The sequence below is a fragment of the Spirosoma sp. KUDC1026 genome, assembly GCF_013375035.1.
Taxonomy (GTDB): Bacteria; Bacteroidota; Bacteroidia; order Cytophagales; family Spirosomataceae; genus Spirosoma.
The window spans coordinates 3,451,029-3,472,155 of the sequence record NZ_CP056032.1 but is presented as its reverse complement, the minus strand read 5'-3'; the positions used below and the strand labels follow the sequence as shown (position 1 = coordinate 3,472,155).

The 21,127-nt window shown below is 54.1% G+C and carries 14 protein-coding genes and 1 pseudogene; 8 read left to right on the top strand and 7 right to left on the bottom strand.

Going from position 1 to position 21,127, the window contains the following annotated elements; all coding sequences use genetic code 11:
* Window positions 1-342 precede the first annotated feature (342 nt).
* Window positions 343-936 (bottom strand): hypothetical protein, encoded by a 594-nt coding sequence (locus HU175_RS14510; RefSeq protein ID WP_176567280.1) that lies wholly within the window; start codon window positions 934-936, stop codon window positions 343-345.
* 423 nt (window positions 937-1,359) lie between these two features.
* Between HU175_RS14510 and HU175_RS14505 the strand changes: the two genes are divergently transcribed.
* Entirely contained in the window at window positions 1,360-1,611 is a 252-nt protein-coding gene (locus tag HU175_RS14505; RefSeq protein WP_176567279.1) for a hypothetical protein, read from the top strand.
* On the opposite strand, the gene HU175_RS14500 is transcribed toward HU175_RS14505, so the two are convergent.
* From HU175_RS14500 to HU175_RS14490, 3 genes are all read right to left on the bottom strand, one after another.
* Window positions 1,586-2,638 carry a tyrosine-type recombinase/integrase gene (locus HU175_RS14500; RefSeq protein ID WP_228724169.1) on the bottom strand — a complete coding sequence of 351 codons (1,053 nt, stop codon included), beginning with the start codon at window positions 2,636-2,638 and terminating at the stop codon, window positions 1,586-1,588. The genes HU175_RS14505 and HU175_RS14500 overlap by 26 nt on opposite strands.
* A gap of 266 nt (window positions 2,639-2,904) precedes the next feature.
* Window positions 2,905-4,209, bottom strand: coding sequence for an amidohydrolase family protein (locus tag HU175_RS14495; protein WP_176567278.1), 1,305 nt, complete (start codon window positions 4,207-4,209; stop codon window positions 2,905-2,907).
* 7 nt (window positions 4,210-4,216) lie between these two features.
* On the bottom strand, window positions 4,217-7,321 hold the full coding sequence (locus tag HU175_RS14490) for an amidohydrolase family protein (RefSeq protein WP_176567277.1): 3,105 nt from the start codon (window positions 7,319-7,321) through the stop codon (window positions 4,217-4,219).
* 376 nt (window positions 7,322-7,697) lie between these two features.
* On the opposite strand from HU175_RS14490, the gene HU175_RS25120 reads away from it, so the two are divergent.
* A complete protein-coding gene (locus tag HU175_RS25120; RefSeq protein ID WP_410528603.1) occupies window positions 7,698-7,970 on the top strand; it encodes a pentapeptide repeat-containing protein in 273 nt (90 codons plus the stop codon).
* 297 nt (window positions 7,971-8,267) lie between these two features.
* Here the strand turns inward: HU175_RS25120 and HU175_RS25115 are convergent.
* Together HU175_RS25115 and HU175_RS14480 are read right to left on the bottom strand one after the other, a co-directional pair.
* Window positions 8,268-9,134, bottom strand: a pseudogene (locus HU175_RS25115) (DEAD/DEAH box helicase); the annotation flags it as partial.
* Between the two features lie 279 nt (window positions 9,135-9,413).
* A complete protein-coding gene (locus HU175_RS14480) occupies window positions 9,414-10,448 on the bottom strand; it encodes an SMP-30/gluconolactonase/LRE family protein (protein ID WP_176567276.1) in 1,035 nt (344 codons plus the stop codon).
* A 157-nt stretch (window positions 10,449-10,605) separates the two neighbouring features.
* Here HU175_RS14480 and HU175_RS14475 point away from each other — a divergent pair, with 157 nt between their 5' ends.
* The 5 genes from HU175_RS14475 (at window position 10,606) to HU175_RS14455 (ending at window position 17,307) form a co-directional block, all read left to right on the top strand.
* Window positions 10,606-11,715 (top strand): major royal jelly family protein, encoded by a 1,110-nt coding sequence (locus HU175_RS14475; protein WP_228724167.1) that lies wholly within the window; start codon window positions 10,606-10,608, stop codon window positions 11,713-11,715.
* A 156-nt stretch (window positions 11,716-11,871) separates the two neighbouring features.
* The gene (locus tag HU175_RS14470; protein ID WP_176567275.1) at window positions 11,872-13,197 is read left to right on the top strand and encodes a DEAD/DEAH box helicase; all 1,326 of its coding nucleotides are present in this window, start codon (window positions 11,872-11,874) and stop codon (window positions 13,195-13,197) included.
* A 75-nt stretch (window positions 13,198-13,272) separates the two neighbouring features.
* Window positions 13,273-15,384 carry a TonB-dependent receptor gene (locus tag HU175_RS14465; protein WP_176567274.1) on the top strand — a complete coding sequence of 704 codons (2,112 nt, stop codon included), beginning with the start codon at window positions 13,273-13,275 and terminating at the stop codon, window positions 15,382-15,384.
* Window positions 15,385-15,631: 247 nt separating this feature from the next.
* A complete protein-coding gene (locus HU175_RS14460; RefSeq protein WP_176567273.1) occupies window positions 15,632-16,084 on the top strand; it encodes a response regulator in 453 nt (150 codons plus the stop codon).
* A 161-nt stretch (window positions 16,085-16,245) separates the two neighbouring features.
* Window positions 16,246-17,307, top strand: coding sequence for an NAD(P)H-dependent flavin oxidoreductase (locus HU175_RS14455; protein WP_176567272.1), 1,062 nt, complete (start codon window positions 16,246-16,248; stop codon window positions 17,305-17,307).
* 119 nt (window positions 17,308-17,426) lie between these two features.
* Here HU175_RS14455 and HU175_RS14450 read toward each other — a convergent pair whose 3' ends face one another.
* The gene (locus HU175_RS14450; protein ID WP_176567271.1) at window positions 17,427-18,809 is read right to left on the bottom strand and encodes a Gfo/Idh/MocA family protein; all 1,383 of its coding nucleotides are present in this window, start codon (window positions 18,807-18,809) and stop codon (window positions 17,427-17,429) included.
* A 269-nt stretch (window positions 18,810-19,078) separates the two neighbouring features.
* On the opposite strand from HU175_RS14450, the gene HU175_RS14445 reads away from it, so the two are divergent.
* Window positions 19,079-21,061: a hypothetical protein gene (locus tag HU175_RS14445; protein ID WP_176567270.1), complete on the top strand. Its 1,983-nt coding sequence runs from the start codon at window positions 19,079-19,081 to the stop codon at window positions 21,059-21,061.
* The last annotated feature ends 66 nt before the right edge of the window (window positions 21,062-21,127 follow it).

Here is a 21,127-nt window from a genome sequence, read left to right as displayed (position 1 = left end):
CAAACTGCGGCCTTTGGCTTGTCAGCCGTGACCCGCCGAACGAGCAAAAAGCCTAACCTCTGGGACGCGCTGCCTGTCAGCCGAGGCCCGAAAATGGAAGCCCAAACCTGCTTAACCGGGGCGTTCATATTGTCGCCCGAAAGCCCGAATTTGAAGCAATGCTTGGCCGGTTCACCCAACACCCACGGGGGTTGATGGTGGGCGAGGAGCTGTCTGAACAGGCGTACCTGAACCTTTACACCCCCGTTCAGTTGGGCTGAGAGGGTTGACTTAGCGGTCTGCCCCCTGTCGCCCGAGAGCCAACTTATATAGAGAGCGGATGATGCGTAACATTATCCTACATTATTCTTGGCTTATAGCTAGCTTAAGATCTGCGATATCTTGTTGTAGAATTTCGGCAAAATTCCTTCCGCTTCCAACAGTCTTTCCAAGTACAAAGTCACTGATAGTGTTATGAACTGTGTTTACTGCTGCGGCTCTTCCCGAAAAGTTTCCACACAAAGAACCAAAGATCATGACTAGCATATACCTATCTTTTGCCTCACCCTTCAATTTCTTCTTTTTTACTTCCTGCTTCAAACCATTATGATGTTTGTAGAGATTAGGTAATAGTGTTCTATCAAAAGTAAGTTTATGTGCAATATCGTTTCGCATTTTGTTGATGACATTAATTTGCTCTATTAATGCAGTATCTTTTTCTGTATAAAGTCCAAGTAATCTACATATTTGAAATTTTGAGTAAAAGGGAAATTTATCGTCTAATCTATAATCATCTTCGGTAGAGTAATTTTCTATGAAAGAAGTAAACACATATTCTATCAATATTTGACCACGAACAAGTAAAAGTTCAATGTTGAAAATTTTCTCAAGTTCTTCGACAACAAAGGTTCTGTTTGCTTTCGCGTCAACGACTTTCTTTGTTTTTAGATAATTCATTGTAAGGTTCGACTAAAATTTTAGTGGTTGTGTAACTTATTTTTGTCCTGTCAGTCCAAAAGCATCTAACTTACCTTGTATCATCACTCCGCTATTTGACTTGTCAGCTGCAACCTGCCGAACAAGCCAAAAACCTGACTTCTACGGCCTGCAACTTGTCGCCGGAGACGCCGAAATATAAACTTAAATTGCCCACGCGGGGCGGTCAAATTGTCGCCCAAAAGCCCGAATTTGAAGCAATGCTTTTACGCTCCACCCAACATACTATTATACGCAAAGTCGCGGAAATACAAAAGTCTCATTGTTAGCATTTTGTAGTTCCGCGAAAGGCCTACTGCTCAACTGGATTTGTAGGCTTGTCGTTGCCGTTCAAAGTAAACCCAATGGGTCATCGTTTCCAAACGAGAATCGTATTTTTACGTCATGAACAGAATGGTAGTTGACCCTGAATTGATTATCCGGTGTTGGGACATTGACGGCTATCCAAATTACTTCTTTGGAGCTGATAAACACCTGTATCAGATCGACTCACGGGGCCGCTACAACCGGCGTCGACTCGTGATGAAACGCTACACCAGGGGGTATACGCTTAAAAGCCGCTTCCTCAGCCTGTCGCAGCTTCGCCCGCTTCTCCGGCGGCATGACCCGACTATAGATCATCCAGTGGGCTTTTAAGTGTTCTGATTTTGTCGGCTGTTACGTGGGTGTACCGCATGGTCGTCAGGATATTTTCATGACCCAGCAACTGTTGAATGTACCTTATGTCAGTACCGGACTCGAGCAGGTGGGTAGCAAATGAGTGACGTAGCGTATGGATACCACCCCGTTTGGTAATGCCCGCAAACTGAACCACGTCGCTATATACCTGTTGTACCGTCCGATTGACCAGCGGTTCCTGGTTTTCGGCGTCCTCGAACAAATACTTCCGGGGCTTATACCGGGACAGATAGGTATCGATAGCGTTCTCCAGCTTATCAGTCAGCATGACGATACGGTCTTTACGACCTTTGCCACCCCTAACGGTGATCAGCCGCCGAACGCGATCCAGATCGGTCAGGCGCAGGCTGGTCACTTCGCTTAACCGCAGTCCCGTCGCATACACCAGTTGAAACAGCGTCCGGTATTTCAGACTCGTCGTCACCTTAAAAATTGCTTTAACCTCGTCTACGCTGTATACCGTCGGCAGCTTAACAGCCTGACGCGGGTAATCGACATCGTAGTATTCTTTGTCGCGCTGCAGGACTTTTTCCTGGTAGAATTTCCAGGCGTTGATATGTACATTGAGGGTTGCGCTACTGAATCGGCGTTTTTCAACCAGGTAAAGCAGGTATTGCTGGTACTGCGGTTTCGTCAGTTCCTCTATTAGCTTGTGGCCCAGGTAACGAATCAGCGTAATCAGCGCCTGCTGGTAATTTTTCAGGGTCTTGTAGCTGTACGCCTGTACCCGCAGGGCATTGGATACAGCCACGATAACCGGATGCCGATCATATTCATGACGGGGCGGTGCGCAGCGAAAGGGTAGTCGACGTGCTGTGACTCGCTGTTTGCTGACGGGAGGCCAGGGCGGGTTGGTCGCCTGCTCTACCTCGGCGGGGGTTGCTGCTGGTTTGTAGAGCCGCACAACGGCCTCATCGAAGCGGCAGTAGTCACGCCCAAAGTACTGCCCAATCTTTACTACGTTTTCCCGACTATTGGGCACCACCCAGCACCGGCGGCTGTAGCTTCAGCGTCGCCCGGGCACTTCCCGGATGAGGTCGTTGCCGATGGGATCTTCGGGAAAAGAAACGGTGAGCAGGCTGGCATCTCTATCATCGATGCGGATTGTAATCATAGCAGGAAAGTGATACGGCGGTGAGCACGAAAGCTCTAAAAAAAAAAAGGCAACCCACCGGCCGCCCTTTTTTTGACAGGATTACAGGATTTGAAGGATTTTATAAAATCCTTCAAATCCTGTAATCCTGTCAAATCTTACTTCTGTTCGAACTTGTCTTTGTACGTTTTGTACAGGCGTTTGTGTCGGTCGTCCAGGTTAACTTTGCGGCCCTGGATAAAGACCTGTTCTACGACGTTTGTGCGCATATCGAGGGCATCACCCGCCGAGACGAACAAGGTAGCGTGTTTGCCTTTTTCCAGCGTACCAACTGCGTTGTCAACGCCCAGGATTTTGGCGTTGTTCGACGTAACGAGCTTCAACGCTTCTTCGCGGTCGGTGATACCGAAGCCAGCGGCTGTGCCCGCCAGGAACGGCAGGTTACGGGTCCGCCACCACTCTTCGGCGTAGCTCAGGCCCACCAGTACCCCCGCTTTCTGCAGGATACCTGGCATACGATACGGCAGGTCCACGTCTTCGTCCTCACGATTCGGCAGGCGATGCAGAGCGCTCAGGATGACCGGCACGTTATTTTCTTTCAGGAACGTAACGACCCGGTTGGCTTCTTCCCCCCCTACGATTACCACTTTCTGTACACCCATCGATTTGGCGAAGTTGACGGCTTCGATGATGTCCTTGCCGTAGTCGGCGCGGACGTAGAGGTTCTGCGCGCCGGAGAACAGGCCACGCATGGCTTCCAGCTTAAGGTTCATCGGCGTCTGGTTTTTGACCGCCGAGTAGGCTTTGGCGTCGGCAAAGGTGGCCTTCAGGGCCGCAATCGCTTCGTTACGTTTCTCATCCCGCCGGAGCGTTACCGTAAAATCCTCAAAGTTGAAGCTGCGGGAGAAATACGTCGGCCAGTTCAGCCAGATACCGTCGTCTTTTTTCAGCGCGGCATCTTCCCAGTTCCAGCCGTCGGTCATCATCACGCTCGAACTGCCCGATACCGTACCACCCTGGGGCGTTGCCTGGGTGAGCAGGACGCCGTTGTTTCGGATCGTAGGGATGATCTCGGAATCGGTGTTGTAGGCGATCAGGGCCCGGATGTTGGGGTTCAGGATACCAATCTCGCGCATGTCGACCGTCGCGCGGACGGAGGCAAACTCCTGCAGGCCCACCGTCGATGCGGGTGAGATCAGGCCGGGGTAGACGTGTTTCCCCGCTACGTCGATGACCTCAACGTCGTTGCTCAGGTTCAGCTTGACCAGCGTACCGTCGACCACGTTCGTGATCACTCCTTTGTCAAACAGGACAATCCCGTTCTGGATAACCTGCCCGTTCCCAACGTGGACCGTTCCGCCCGTAAGCGCGATGGTCTTGGCCTGCGGTTTGGCGGGGGCAGGGTTCTGCGCATAGCCCGTAAGCGATGCCAGCGTCAGTATTGAAATAAATAGTTTCTTCATCGGTGGCTTATTTTCCTTCTTCTTCGCCTTCGGCCATCATACCTTCAATGTCTTCGCAGTGCCACATCCGGGCGCGCCGGAAGTTGGGGCGTTGGGTAGACGTACCACCCGACTTCGCCGACAGCATTTTCTGGATCAGCCGGGCGCGTTCGGTCTGCATCGCGTCGCGTTTAGCGTCCTCATCTTTCAGGCTGAAATACACCGTGCCGTCGATCATCGTGATTTCAGGACGGGCATAGATCGCCAGGGGGCTGGTATTCCAGAGCACCAGATCGGCGTCTTTGCCCGCTTTCACGCTACCCATGCGGCTGTCGAGGTGCAGGAGTTTGGCGGGGTTGAGCGTTACCATTTTCCAGGCGTCTTCTTCGCTCATGCCACCGTATTCCACGGTTTTAGCCGCTTCCTGGTTCAGGCGACGGGCCATTTCGGCGTCATCCGAATTGATCGACACCGTTACGCCCTGCCGGTGCATCAGCGCGGCATTGTACGGAATAGCGTCTTTCACCTCCATTTTGTAGGCCCACCAGTCGGCGAAGGACGAACCGCCCACGCCATGTTTCGCCATTTTGTCGGCCAGTTTGTAGCCTTCCAGAATGTGCGTAAACGTGTTGACTTTAAAGCCCAGCGAGTCGGCCAGTTTCATCAGCATGTTAATCTCCGACTGGACGTAGGAGTGGCAGGTGATGAAGCGTTTCTTGTTCAGGATTTCAGCCAGGGCGTCGAGTTCCAGATCCCGGCGGGGCGCCTGGGCGCTTGCTTTATCTTTTTTATTCAGACCGTTGTAATCGCTCCATTGCTTGCCGTACTCACGAGCGCGGGTGAAGTGATCCATATACACCTGCTCCACCCCCATCCGGCTCTGCGGGAAACGTGTCAGTACGTTCGGGTTGGGGTAGTTGGCCTGTTTTACGTTCTCGCCGAGAGCAAACTTGATGAAGCCATCGGCACCTTTGACCAGCATGGCGTCAGGCGCTTCACCCCATTTCAATTTGACCATTGCCGACTGCCCACCGATGGCGTTGGCCGAGCCGTGCAGCAGTTGCGAGGCCGTGACGCCACCCGCCAGTTGCCGGTAGATATTGATGTCTTCCGAGTTTACGACGTCGGCCATGCGTACCTCGGCCGTGCTCGACTGCGAGCCTTCGTTCACGGATAGCAGCGCAATGTGCGAGTGTTCGTCGATGATGCCGCTGGTCAGGTGTTTACCCGTAGCGTCAACGACTTTCGCACCCGATGGAGCCGACAGGTTCTTACCAACCTGGCTGATCTTGCCGTTTACGACGTACACATCGGCGTTGGTCAGGATACCGTCTTTCTCGTTGGTCCAGACGGTCGCGTTTTTAAACAGCGTATTTTCGGCTTTGGGCTTGGTCGCATTGCCCATCCCCACGAACGGATAGATCACCGCCGTAGCGCTGGCGGGTAAACTCGCCAGGCCCGTCGTAGAAGTTACCGACGTGGATACGGCCGACGTGGAAACAGCCGACGTGGACCGTGGACTGCCCGTCTCGGGAGCATCACCAGTGCGCGTAGCTGTCCAGCTTACTTTCTTACCGTCTGGCGTTTCGCCATCGCCTTTGAAGGTCGTTGGGCTGGTGCGGTACCCCGTCAGGCGGGTCGTACCGGGACGGCGCCGGTTCAGCTGCGCCTGAATCGACATGAAGTCGTTGTTCAGCACAACTTTCGGCGTAATTTTTACGGTATCAGCCTGAATCTGGTACTCCAGTTTCTCGGGCGATTTACCAGTGATGTTCAGCTTCAGTGCGGGCTGATCGGCGATAGCCAGCGTCCAGCTTCCCCGCAGGTCGGTGGCGTCTTTCTGACCGATGATGTACTGCTTACCCTGAATCCAGTTTTCGTAAATCACGTTATCGGGACTGAACAGGTTACCCGACGTAATGATGAAGTTCGCCACGCGGCCTTTTTGCAGCGTGCCGACCAGATTCTCGGCGCGAATCAGGCGAGCCGGCATGGTCGTCAGGGCTTCGAGAGCTTTTTCTTCCGACAGGCCGTTTTCGATGGCTTTGCGTAGGTTCGCCCAGAAATCGATCTTGTTCCGTAGTCCGGCCGTTGTCAGCGCGAATGGGATATTAACAGCCACCAGCCGACCAGCGTTCATGGGAGCCATTTCCCAGTGCTTCATTTCGGCCAGCGATACGTTGTCTGCATCCCAGGGATCTTCAACGTCGTAAGGCTGCGGAAAGTTAACGGGTACGATCAGCGACGCGCCCGTAGCTTTCACTTCGTCCAGCCGCTGGTATTCATCGCCCGTGCTCCGGATGATATACTGCGTGTTAAACTCATCCCCTATTTTGTCGGCCCGCAGGATACCCAGCTTGTCGTTGGCTTCGAAAATGGCGGGAAGCGCCATGCCCCGGTTCAGGGCGTCGAGCGAGAGGTTTGCCTGCTCTTTGCTACCCGCCCGTTTGTACCAGTCGGCGTCGTACAGTGCCTGCCGGATCACGGCAACCGTTCCCATCATGGAGTTGGGACTGGTCTGCGTCGAGCTGCCTTTGCTGAACGAGTAGTGCGTCGTTGCGGTAGGCATCAGCACCACCCTATTCTCCCGGTCGTCGGCCAGGGTCACCAGCGCGCCCGTGCCGCGGATAATCCCATCGTGGTTGTGGGTGAGCGTAGCGCCGAAGCCCAGTTTCCGCAGTTCGTCGGCTTTTTTCTCATCGGCTTTGAACAGCAGACTGGCTTCGTTTTCGGGCTGAACGGCCTGGTTCCAGTAATAGGGTCCCTTCTTGTTCGACTCCAGCTGGGGAGCCCCACCGCGGCCACCGCCACCGGGTGCACGCCGGATTTCAGGCATGCCGTAGTCTGAGTCGATCTCGACCAGGCCAGGGTAGATCCGCTTGCCTTTCAGGTCGGTAGCTACCACCCCGGCCGGCAGGGTTACGTTGGTACCAACGGCTTCGACGCGCCCGTTCCGGATGAGCAGCGTCGCGTTTTGCAGGGTTGTTTTTGGGTCGACGACGATGGTGGCATTGGTGAAGGCATATACCCCCGGTCGCTCGTCGTACACCCCATTGTTCGGGAACGTCGTTTGTGCCATTGCCCCGTAGGCCAGGCTGGCCACAAACAGTCCTGTCAGGAAATGTTTTATCATGTAATTTACCAGTTGATGATTGGGTTGGTAACTGGCAAAAATACACAATCCGCTTGGCGCTCCGTTCAACCCCAAAATATTATTTTGAACTTATGTGAAGCCACAACAAATAAAAGCGCCCGGCTTACACAGAGAAGCTGGGCGCTTTTCGCTCCTGATCGAGCTAGTTATCAGTCTATTCGGTGACGGGCGCGGGCGACTGATCGGCGGTCGGCTGGGTATTCCCCTCGCCTTCCCGCTTCGGTCCGCGACGACGTTTTTTCCGGCGTTTAGGTTTGGCTCCGGTTTCCCCGTCGGCCTTACCGGCAAACGCGCCCAATGCCTGACCAGAGGTACTGTCCGACGGGTGGGTCAGGGTTGGCGGTACCCCTTCCAGATGTCCGCTTTCTACGCCATCGCCCGTTGGGCCGGAACCAGGCTGTTCAGCGTTTATATGCCGGGGCTCAGTCTGACCGGGTCTTTCCTGACCGGGTCTGTCCTGACCGGGTCTGTCCTGACCGGGTCTGTCCTGACCGGGTCTGTCCTGACCGGGTCTGTCCTGACCGGGTCTATCCTGACCGGGTCTATCCTGACCGGACCGGCGGTTGTTGCGCCGACGGTTGTTGTTTGCTTTGGGTTCGCCGGTTTCGCTTTGTTCAGAAGAGGTTGACGAGCGGGGGCGCTCAGGACGATCACCGCGGCCCCGGTTCCGGTCCTTGCCCCGGCCCTGGCTGTTCTTGTCGCGGGGGCCGCCGAACCGACGAGGGTCAAATTCGGGCGCTTTGCCCATACCCAGCTCTTCGGTTACTGACCGTTTGTCCAGTTCGCGTTCGATGAGTTTTTCGATATTCACCACCCGGCGCTGATCCTGATCACTGACGAACGTAATAGCGGTTCCAGTCGTGGCGGCCCGGGCCGTACGACCAATCCGGTGCACGTAATCCTCGGCGTCGCGCGGAATGTCGTAGTTGACAACGTGCGTCAGATTGTCGATATCGATCCCCCGCGACAGCACGTCGGTGGCGACCAGAATCGGGAAGGCTTTATTTTTGAAATCACGCAGTACCACTTCGCGGTCGTCCTGGTCCAGATCCGAGCTGATACCGCGGGCTTCGTACCCCAGTTTGCTCAACGTCCGGACGATACCGTTCACCTCCGATTTGCGCGACGTGAACAGGACCATGTTATTCACCGGCGTCGGACTGTTTTTAATCAGATGCGCCAGCAGCGGCAGCTTCTGATTATCGTACGCCATGTAAAACTGCTGATCGATACCAGCTGCGGGCTTCGATACCGCCAGTCGAATTTCTTCCGGCTCATTCAGAATCCGCTTCGAAAACTCCCGGATCTTGTTCGGCATCGTAGCCGAAAATAAGAGTGTCTGCCGCTCTTTTGGAATCTTGTCAACGATGTTCAGAATGTCGTCCGAGAAGCCCATATCGAGCATCTTATCGGCTTCGTCCAGCACCAGATAGCTGATTTTATCGAACTTAACGTAGCCCAGCTGCATATGGGCAATGAGCCGACCGGGCGTTGCAATGATAATATCAGCACCGGTTTCAAGTGCTTTCCGCTGCTTGTCCCACTCGTCGCCCTTGCCGCCCCCGTAGATGGCAATACTGGTCGCCTGCACGAAATAGCCGAATCCTTCGACCTGTTCGTCGATCTGCTTGGCCAGTTCCCGCGTGGGCACCAGAATCAGCGTACTGGTGTGATCGTGATCGGCGTGGGAGATTTTGTCGAGGAGCGGAATCAGATAGGCCGCTGTTTTACCGGTTCCCGTCTGGGCGCTGGCGATGAGGTCGCGCCCGTCAATGATTTTGGGGATGGCCATCTCCTGAATGGGTGTAGCCTTCAGGTAGTTCATGGCGTCCACTCCGGCCAGCAGGTCGTCGTGGAGATTAAATTCAGAAAATGTCAAGGTAACAGCTTGTGAAGGTGATACAACGCTGACCTTAACATCCTGGCCAGCAAACAGTCGCTACAGTAATCCAATAGCATTATGCCAAATATACAAAAAAAGCGACAAAATCGTGCCGCTTGATTTGGTTAGCTAATCTACACAGACAAGCCACTCCGCTTGATTCGCTTATGGCTCGCCTTAATTCGTTCATTATAATTTACCGGGTATGATCCCTTTGGCGGTGGTTTTTATCCGGCAGAGGAACGTATTGGACGTAATGTAAAGCGTCGAACCGTCGTCTCCCCAGGCGCAGTTGGCAATCACTTCGCCCGTATCAATCCGACCCAGCAATTTACCCGCGGGTGAGATAATCAGCAACCCTCCCGGACCAGCCGCCCAGATATTTCCGTCGCGGTCGGCTTTGAGTCCGTCCGGTACTTCCTTATCCCGGAGTTTAGGCACCGACGTAGCATCGAAAAAGACCTTACCTTTCCCCAGGCTGCCATTTGCCAGCACTGGATAGACCCGAATGAGCGGCTTCAGCGAATCCGATTGGGATACGTAGAGGGTTTTTCCGTCGGCCGAGAGAGCGAGTCCGTTGGGCAGCGTCATATCGCTGATGAGCCGATTAACCGTACCATTCGGCATCATCTGGTATACACCGTTAACGGTCATCTCCCGCGTCGGGTCTTTCTCTTTTTTCGGCAGGCCATACGGTGGGTCGGTGAAATACAGGCTCCCATTCGTATGCGCCACTATGTCGTTGGGGCTACTGAAGCGTTTTCCCTGGTAACTATCAGCCAGCGTTTGTTTCCCCCATTTACCATCCAGCCTCAGAACAGCAACACGCCGGTCGCCGTGTTCGCACATGACCAGCCGCCCTTTCCCGTCGATCGTCATTCCATTGCTGCCGGGTTCTTCGCTGTAGGGCATCTGACCGGTGTAGCCGGTGTTCTCTAAAAATTTCGATAGTCCTTTCGTTGGCGACCATTTGTAGGTGATCTGCGCTTTGGTATCACTCACCAGCAGGCAGTTGCTGTCTTTTACCCAGACGGGACCTTCCAGGTGGCCGAAGCCAGCGCCTATAATTTCGATTTTTGCATCCGCCGGAATGAGCTGGTTCAGTTTGGGGTCCGTGCGAACAATGTGGCCAATAGTGGCGTAGGTTGTAGACTGCGCCCAGGCTGCTGCGCCGATAATAGTTAACAGGAACGGAAGCAGCCGACGCGTAAAAGAAATAATCATAACGTTGACGAGTATTGCTCCCACCTAACCGCCGTACGCAGGCGAAGGTTACAAAAACCGGTGAAGCTGAGCCTATGGTGTAGCGCTCCAGCGGGTAGTAAGTTTTTGAAACCTTCCCACCGGACCACCGTTAGAGAGCTAATTAGTCAATCAACGCATGAAAACGACACTTTTTGCTGTATCTCTTCTTATGAGTAGTCTAGCGGTTAACGCCCAGTCCAGTTCCGCCCCCGGCCAGTCGCCCAATGTGGAGACCGTAGCTGAGTTCGGCAAACACCAGCCCATCGGCGTAGGCGTCTCCAAAGAACGACGGATTTTTATTACGTTCCCCAAGAAGCCGGAGAACTACGATTATGGTCTGGCCGAGATCGTCAACCTTGGTAACGGACCGGGACAACGGAAGCCTTACCCCAACGCCGAATGGAATCAATGGGATTCGACGAAGCCCAAAGATCGGTTTATGAACGTACAGGCGCTGTTTGTCGACAAAACCAACGCGCTTTGGGTACTCGATCCCGGCAACCCCGGCGAAGAGGCAACCATTCCGGACGGAGTCAAGCTGATGAAGATCAACCTGGCGAATGATCAGGTCGAGAAGATCTTCCGCTTTGAAGACCTGCCCCGCGAAAAAACGGCCCTGAACGACGTACGTATCGATACTGAGCACCAGTTTGCGTACCTGTCGGACCCCAAGCGGGCCACTATCGTCGTACTCGATTTAAAAACGGGTAAGAGCCGGAACCTGCTTCAGGATGATAAATCGACCAAAGCCGATCCGGAGTTCAAGCTCAAAATTGATGGCAAGGAAGTAAAGGACGACAAAGGGAAATCGTTCAGCAGCAAAGTCAACGGCATTGCTCTGACCGACGATTTCAAGTATTTTTATTACCGGGCCATTAATCAGACCAAGCTGTACCGGATCGAAACGCAGTACCTGCGGAATCCTGACCTAAGCCCGGCGGAGGTTGCTAAACACGTGGAAGAAGTGGCTGAGACCGGCGTATCACACGGCATGACTTCCGACGCCAAAGGCAACGTCTACCTGACGGATTCACCAAACAAAGCAGTGCGTTATCTGACGCCGGATCGCAAACTCGAAACCCTCGCCAAAGACAGTCGTTTTCTGTGGCCCGATAGCTTCGCTGTGGGCTGGGATGGCTATCTGTACATGACAGCCGCCCAGATTCACCGGACGAAGAAATATAACGACGGCCATGATAAAGTCGATTACCCGTTCCGCCTGTACCGGATGAAGCTACCGAATTAAATGGACAGGATTACAGCCGGGCCGCGCCACGGTGGCCGCCGGGCGGATTAGAAGGATGATAAAAATCCTCCTGGTTTACTGCAAGAGGATGATAAAAATCCTTCAAATCCTGTAATCCTGTCCATAACCCTCTCGTCTTTGCCGTACTTTTAGGGCATGATAACACCCCAACAGCCAGATCAGCTTCTGGCGAATCTAGGGATCACGGCCCTGAACCCGATGCAGCTGGCCGCTCAGCAGGCTATCCAGACGACTACCGACACCATTCTGATTGCGCCTACTGGTTCGGGCAAAACCGTCGCCTTCCTGCTGCCAATGCTTCAGTTGCTCAACCCCGGTCACAAGGGGGTACAGTGCCTGATTCTGGTTCCCTCCCGCGAACTGGCCTTGCAGATCGAACAGGTCTGGAAAACCATGGCGACGGGGTACAAAGTGAACGTTTGCTACGGCGGTCATTCCATCGACACCGAGATTCGGAATTTAAGCAATCCGCCAGCCGTCATGATTGGTACACCCGGCCGCATTTCTGACCATATCGACCGCCAATCATTTGCGCGGGACGGTATTCATACGCTGATTCTGGACGAGTTCGACAAATCACTGACGCTGGGTTTTCAGGAGGAAATGGCCTTCATTATCGATGGACTACAGGACCTGCGTCAGCGCGTACTGGTATCGGCTACGGCCAGCCTGACCATTCCTGATTTTGTGGGGCTCCAGTCGCCCAAAATCCTGACGTTTATCCCCGACGATACGCAGACCGGAAACCTCACAACAGAGGTCGTCTATGCGACACGGAAAGACAAGATCGACACCCTGTTTGATCTGCTTTGCACCCTTGACTCCGAACCAGCCCTGATCTTCTGCAACCTCCGGGAAACGGCCGACCGATGCAGCGCCCTGCTGACCGAACGGGGTATCTACGCCCGCGCCTATCACGGTGGCATGGAACAGGAGGACCGCGAACGAGCGCTGATTCAGTTCCGGAACGGGAGTGTCCGCTACCTGGTTACGACCGATCTGGCGGCCCGTGGCCTGGATATCCCCGAAATGAAGTACGTCATCCACTACCATCTGCCGCCCCACGAGCCAGAGTTTGTGCACCGAAACGGACGCACCGCCCGGATGCAGGCATCGGGTACGGTGTATGTGATCGTGCACCGCGATGAGATCTATCCTAGTTATCTCCCCACAGCACTTCCCGAGTTCCGGCTCCCCAGCACCCAGCAACCTCTCCCAAATCCGCCTGACTTTCAGACATTGTACATCAGTGGCGGTAAGAAGAACAAAGTGAACAAGGTAGACATCGTGGGTTTCTTCCGTCAGAAAGGGGGGCTTGACAAAGGGGATCTGGGCCGCATTGACGTGCAGGACTTCATGTCGTTTGCCGCCGTTCGTACCGAAAAAGTAGCGGGACTGCTGGCCAGTATCAGCCAGCAGAAGATGAAAGGAAAGAAATATAAAATTGAGGTGGCCCGGTAGCGGTAATTTATTTTGGTATTCTGAACCGGTACGCGTTTTACAGCGTATAGCTTTGCGTATAGTTCGCTCGCTTTTATGGCCCAATCGTCTACAGTACTCTTCGCCTTTGCTTCTCTTTTCCCCCTGGCATCGTTTGCGCAAACGCCCGCTACGTCTTCGCTGGAGGATACGCTCCAACTGAACGAGGTCGTTGTGCGGGGTTACGCCACCAACCGACGGTTGCTGGAAACTCCCGCGTCCATCGGTCTGCTGACGCGCCGGGATCTGAATCAGCGCTTTGGTACGCCCACGCTGGTGCCGGCGCTTAATACGTTGCCGGGCGTCCGGGCCGACGAACGTTCCCCGGGCAGCTACCGGCTTGCGATTCGGGGCAGTGCCATCCGGTCGCCGTTCGGGGTACGTAACGTCAAGACCTACTGGAACGAAATTCCGCTGACCGACGCTGGGGGCAATACCCCCCTGAATGCGCTGGACGTCCGGTCACTCGGCCGGGTTGAAGTCATTAAGGGGCCATCGGGCAGTTTGTACGGAGCCGGCACGGGGGGTACCCTGTTGTTCAGCGGCCTGTCTGTTCCCGCGGGACAAACCCGCGTTGAGCTATCGGCGCTGGGAGGCAGCTACGGCCTGTACGGCAATGGCGTTTCTGTGCAGACCGGACGCAATAACTCGGCCATTTCACTCAATTACAATCACCTGCAGAGCGACGGTTACCGGGAAAACAGCGCTGTGGTACGGGATAATCTGAGCCTGACCGCTTCGTTTACCGTGAGTCCGAAACGAACTATCTCGGTACTGGGTCTGTATTCGGATCTGCATTATCAGACGCCCGGTGGTCTGACAGCCGCGCAGTTCCAGGCAAATCCCCGCGCAGCGCGACCAGCAACGCCTACCCTGCCCGGCAGCGTTCAGCAACAGGCGGGTATTTATCAGAAAATAGGGTTTCTGGGTGTATCGCAGGAGTACCGCTGGAACGACCGGATTCAGAACACAACGGTTATTTACGGCTCAACGACTGATTTCGCTAACCCGTTTATTTCCAACTACGAGCGACGTACTGATCAGGGTCTTGGCGGTCGGACCGTTACGCAGTTCCGCCTGCCCGACGGACCGTTGCCCGCTACCTTCACGGTGGGTGCTGAATACCTCCGCAATTTCACGGTCGACCGTAATTTCGGCAACCGGGGGGGCGTAGCCGACACCATTCAGACCGATGAAGAACTGATTGCCCGGCAAAGCACGCTCTTCGCGCAGGCCGAACTCGAACTGCCCGCCCGCTTCCGCCTGACAGCGGGGATCAGCCGTAACGACAGCCGCTACGGATTTACGAGGTTCCCCATCCGAAGCGCGGGATCCTTACCCGCTACGTTGCTGAACCGCCAGTTCCAGCCGGTCTGGTTACCCCGTGTCGCCCTGTTACGTACGTTTGGTCCCAACATATCGGCTTTTGCCAGCATCAGCACGGGCTATTCGACCCCTTCGAGCCAGGAGGTTCGCCCGTCGGCGGGCGGATTCAACGCGACACTCAATCCCGAACGCGGTACCAGTTACGAAATCGGTCTGCGTGGATCAGCGTTGAACAGTCGCTTCCGGTTCGACCTGGCCGCTTACGAACTCCAGCTCACCGAAACCATCGTCCGCCGGTCTGACGCTGCGGGGGCCGAATATTTTGTAAACGCGGGGCGCACGAGTCAACAGGGAATTGAGGGCCAGTTGTCGTATGATTTTATCCTGCCGTCAAACTCATCTACCCCATCGTTCGTTTCGCTGCTTCGGCTTTGGCATAGCCTGACGCTGACGAACTATCGGTTCCGTGATTATCAGCAGGGAACGGCGGATTTATCGAATAATCGCATTCCGGGCGTCGCGCCGGTAACGCTCGTTACCGGGCTGGACCTGGAAACGAAACCCGGCCTGTACGCGCACGTGACGTACCAGTTCCTGAATCCATTCTTCCTCAACGATGCCAATACCCTATCAGCCAGCCCAACGCGACTGCTACAGGCTACGCTGGGCGTTCGCCGGTCACTGGGCAACGCCTGGACGGTCGACGTTTATGCGAGTGGCGACAACCTGCTGAATCAGGTGTATTCATTGGGTTACGACCTCAACGCTTTCGGTAATCGCTTCTATAATGCCGCTCCGGCGCGGAATGGGCTGGGCGGTGTTCGCGTAAGCGTTAAATGGTAGGCCAAAAGCCTTTCCAGGTCCGCAAATCTGGCCCAGCGACGAAAACGACACTGTTGTATTATACTAAGATTCGCCCCTGTAACTTACCGGTTACAGAAACCAACAATCTATAATTAGGGCTGCTATCTGGCTTTGTATAGATCAGATTATTGCCTGATGAACCTGGCTTTTGTTTTGCATTTTTTATATATGAAATCATGAACTATTCAGAAAAGCACTGGGTTTATTCATCGAACGACAACTACGTATGAATTCATTGTTTAAGGCGTGCGTCTTCCTGGTGGATGACGATGAAGACGACCGGTATTTGGTTAAGGAAGTTTTTAAGCAATCCAGTCCAGAATGTAGATTGCGGCTCCTTAGTAACGGGGAAGAGTTAATCCAGGCGCTGGCTCAGACGGATTATTTGCCCAGTTTGGTTCTTCTGGATATTAACATGCCTTTTATGGGGGGTATGGAAGCGCTGAAAATTATTCGCCAGAATCCATCGTACGATACCATTCCTATTATCATGCTGACAACATCAGACCAGCTTTCAGACCGTCAGCAGGCGACCCTCTTGAAAGCCAATGGTTTTATTACAAAACCACCAACCTTACAGCAGTTAAACAACGAAGTTTTACGTTTGAAACGGGATTGGTTACAAGGAAACTGCATTTCTATGCCCCAGGCTGCTACGGCAACAGGCTCGCTGAAGTAAGATTTTCCCGACAAAGACCTAAGCAACAAGGCAGCCTGCTAATGGGCTGTTTTTTTTTTGCTTTTCAGGAGCTGACTTAAGGTCACGTAGCCTAGTCAGCTAGTTCATCCTATAACTTAGCCGGTCTATACTGTGAACGTTGTTCATACCTGATTACGTCGTTGAAACTAACCACGCAATTGGCTATTGCCTACCCCATCCTACAAGGCCCGATGCTGGGCGTAACGACACCGGCTATGGTGGCTGCCGTAGCTAACGCCGGCGGGCTGGGTTCACTGCCGGTTGGTGGGCTATCGCCCGAAAAAACGCACGAGCTTATTCTGGCCACCAAAAGCAAAACAGACAAACCGTTTGCCGTCAACCTCTTTGCTCACGAAACATCGGTTTCTACCAGTCAGGCTGATATAGACACTATGCTGAACCTGCTGGAAGCGATTTACGAGGACTATGGTATTCCCTTTTCGCGACCCGCACTAACTGAATTTAACTTTTACAGCTACCAGGATCAGATCGAGGTACTTCTGCACGAACAGATTCCAATCGTAAGTTTCACATTTGGTCTGCTGGAGCCCGCTGTCGTTGACCAGCTTAAGCAGCAGGGCAGCACGCTAATCGGAACAGCAACCTGTGTTCGGGAGGCCATCTTACTGGAAGAATCGGGCGTCGATATCGTAGTCGCTCAGGGTGTAGAAGCTGGCGGCCACCGGGGTACATTTCTGACCGATGGTCCCCTGCCTCAAGTAGGTTCACTGTCTTTACTCCCCCAGATCGTAGATGCAGTATCACTGCCCGTGATTGCCGCTGGCGGTTTGTTCGACGCCAGAACAGTCAAGGCTGCTTTTGTACTTGGTGCAGAGGGTGTACAATTAGGCAGCTTTTTTCTGGCTTCCGACGAAAGCGCGGCCAGCGAAGCGTATAAGACCGCCGTTCTGTCAGCCAGCGATACCTCAACAGCGTTGACCAGGGCGTTTTCCGGCCGCTGGGCCAGAGGTATTACGAATCGCTTCATGGAGCAGGTGGAGCAGGCGACTCTGACTATCCCTTATTATACGTATCAGAATAGCTTGACGGCCGGCTTACGGGCGTATGCCCAGCAAAATAATATTCCGGAACTTATCTCCCTATGGGCTGGCCAATCGGCCTCTAACAGCCGACGAGGAAAGGCCAGCGACTTGTTGCGATCGTTGATTGAGCAGCTTGATTTTGATCAGGAACCCGTCTAATCGTCTAATCGTCCTATCGCGTCGGCATTACAGACGATATAGAGTCGGATCATAACTGCAGGCAACAAGGCAGCTTGTGTAGAGACTGCCTTGTTGCCTGTGACAGCGTTCCCCTGCGTTTACGTCAATTGTGGCTCAGGGCCCCGAAAAGCGTCGATCTTTGTAACCGTTGGTAGCGAAACCGGTCGTTTTTCCTGCGCCGACTGGTAGATGGCTTCCATAATTTTTTGATCCTGTAACCCTTCTTCGCCGGGGGTAAATGGCTTCTTGTCCTGCTGCACGCAGTCGGAGAAGTGGTCCATTTCGGTCGCAAACTGATCTTTCTCCGGTATTTCCCGCTCGTCCCGATGCTCGATTTGCCCTTCGGCATAGGCGACCTGCAACTGCTGTCCATTGTAGGCAAAGGCATTTTCGATGTTATGCCAGCCCCGCTCCGACATCACCCGGTAGCGCCGGGATTCGTGGGCGAAGTAGTGGGTACCACAATTGGCAATAATACCGCTGGGGAACTTCATCTGCCAGGATACCATTTCCTCTACCTCCCGAAACAAGGGGTTGCCCGGTGTGCTGTACTGATAGGCAAACACTTCGTTTGGCTCTTCCCCTAAAATAAACCGGGCCGTATTCAGGCAATACAAACCAATATCGGGCAGGGCACCCCCGCCCGCCAGGGCTCTGATGTGGCGCCAGTGCTGCGGATTTGCTTCCACCTGCGTATTGAACAGCTCCAGAAACTTGGGGGCACCGTACACTTTCTGCCGGACCTGTTCGCGTACGTACCGATTATGAGGCTGGTATTGGATCCGGTAAGCCACCATCAGTTTACGATTGGCTTTGTTACAGGCATCGATCATAGCCTGACAATCGGCGGAGGAGGTTGCCATTGGCTTCTCGCACAGGATATGTTTACCCGCCTGAGCCCCACGGATGGTGTATTCAGCATGCATGGCGTTGGGCAACACAATATAAATGACCTGTACTTCCGGGTTATTTTTCAGATTGTCGTAGGTTTCATAGCTGTAGCAGTTCTGCGGTTTAACGCCGTACTGCTGCGCCACTTTCTGCATTTTCTGGGGACTCCCACTCACCAGGGCAACCAGCTTCGACTTCTGACACTGACCAAAAGCCGGCAGAATTTCTTCCAGCGTTAAGTGCCCTAACCCAACGACGGCATAGCCGACGCGGGTGTCGGGCGGCTGCGGAGACGGGAGGGGCGGTGTTTGCCGGTCCGCATCGCCCCGGATGGGTTCGAGCACGATTGGATCGGTCACCTTCGGTGGAATCTGCGCGGGTGGCGAAACCGGCTGAATCTTGGGGACGGTATCGGCCGGCATTACCGCCGAGCGTTCTCCGCGGGGTGGCTGACTACGGCCGTAAGTTGTTAGAAAGCCACCGGCCGTACCAACGGCGATTGTCCGTCCCGTTAGCTTCAGGAACTCCTTCCGCGACTGCGTCGACGATACGTCTAAGATACTCTTGAATAAGTCCGTAAAACGATTCATGCCATTGTTCGCTTAATTGATCATATCGCTTAACTGATCTTTTCTGGGATAGTTAGACAGGGGTTACAAATAGTAAGTCTACGACCCTAACGGCAAAATCCCAGCGCGCCTTTTGTCAGTTTTTTTAAGTACTCGTCTGGCAATTAGCCGGTTATACCCAATCCCGTTTTATCACATTTAAGGTCATTTTTCAACCTTAACCAACCAGATGGGTACTATAGGGCAGCAGTAATTCTATTCTTACTAATGCTATGGGAAACCAGTACCCAATGCGATCCCGTTGGTGGCTATGTATACTATGCCTGGTACTAGCGTACCTCCGCACTCAGGCTCAGACAACGCCACTACCCGTTCTCCAATGGCAACGCTCCATCGAGACAGCTAACCTGATGGCCGACACTCCGGTCAAGGCCATTAATGTTAGTAGTGGTGGGTATGCCGTGCTGACCGGTACTACGCTGGTTCGCCTGTCGACAACCGGCGATCTGGTCTGGACGCAGGCCATTCCCACTACTTACTCCGACAGCACAGCGGGGTACGTAGCCGTTCAAAAGACGATTGCGCTGACTCCGACTCCCGACGATGGTGTGGTTGTGCTGGCGATGGATGTGCTCAACCGGTACTACCTCGCTAAACTGAACGCGAACAGACAAACGACCTGGCTCAAAACCGTTGAGCGAACTGACAAAAGCGCTCAACTTACGAACAGTGCGCTGGTAACGACCGCGAACGGCAAGCTCCTGTTGATTGGTGCGTTTAGCGACGCCCTCTCCTACCTCACTCTGGCTACGGTATCTACCGAAGGTTACATAACAGGACAATGGCGAATCCGTTTTTCGACAGCAAATCAGGCGCAAACGCCGGTTATTCGCAAAGCCATTCAGACCACAGACGGCGGTTATCTATTGATTGGAAAAGCCACTACCAAAGGCACCAACAGCAGTCAGGGGCTGGCCATCAAGCTGGATAGTAAGTACAACCTTGTCTGGCAGAATACGTACCCGGTGCTTGACTCCCTGCGGGATGTTATGGCCAATCCCGCCACCGACAACCGCTACACCGCAGTCGGATCGGGAGCTACCGGCGTTGGGCTGGCGCTGACTATAGCCCCCAATGGAAGCGGTGACGGCACGGCCGCTTTTACGTTACCAGGCGGCTACGCACCCGTCGCGCTGGTCAGCGACGGAACAGACAACCGTATTATTCTCGACGGCACAGCCTCTAACCAGCGTGATTTCCGCCTGACCAGTTTCACGAACGAGTCAGCTATTGGCTGGACAAAGTCCTTCGGGGGCTCAGGCCGCGACGTACCGACGTCGTTGCTGGCTACCAATGATGGCGGGTATCTGGTGGCCGGCACGACCAATTCAACTGATGGTGACGTAACGGGTAGAACCGGCAATACGGTAGCTACCTGGGTGGTTAAACTGGGTGGTTCGGCCGTTGCGACGACGTTCCGTTTGCTGATGCCTGCCTACAACTGCCAGACGGGAGCCATCGTGTTCCGAACGACAGGGGGCGATGGCACGCCAATTACATACACAGCACCGGGCGTCACGCGCGTCCGGCTGACCGACGATTTTGGCACCATCGAGCAGGAACTCCGCAACGATCCTAAACCTGTTACGATTCAGGCGACGCAGAGCGGACAGACCGTGAGCTACGTAGTTGATTTCGGCGCGTATTGCCAACAGCTGCCCGTGGATTCGTCAGCAACGGCTCTTCGCCTACTGACGCCTACCTACAACTGCCAGACGGGGGCCATTACGTTCCGCATATCCGGCGGGGACGGGTCGCCAATCGAGTACGCAGCCGCTGGCATTACGGGCTGGACAAACAATCCGAGCCAGTTCGTTGACACGGAATTACGCACGGCTTACGATGCTACGCCCCTGACGTTGATGGCACGTCAGCATGGCGAGGTAGCGATGTACGTTTTTGACATCAAAGGTGCCTGCGGCCGGGCACGCGTAGCTTCCCAGGAGGAAAACACTACGTCGTTGTCAGTAGACCTCTTAGGCAATCCGGTTCGCGAATCCGTACAGGTATCCATATCGGGCGCGGCAGGCCAATCGGTGCAGATGCGTTTGATTGATAGTCGAGGGAAAGTGATTGACCAACGCTTCATTGAGCAGGCTGGAACCGCGGAGAAGCAATCGTTCGACCTACACCAGCAAGCCCCTGGACTATTACTGCTCCACACGACGGCAAACGGACAAACCCGCACGCTGAAGGTAATCCGGGATCATTAATCAGTAGCGACAGCGGCTTAGTAACGCTTGTTTGTGCGCTAACCTCTTTCACGCTAAGGAAAGAGG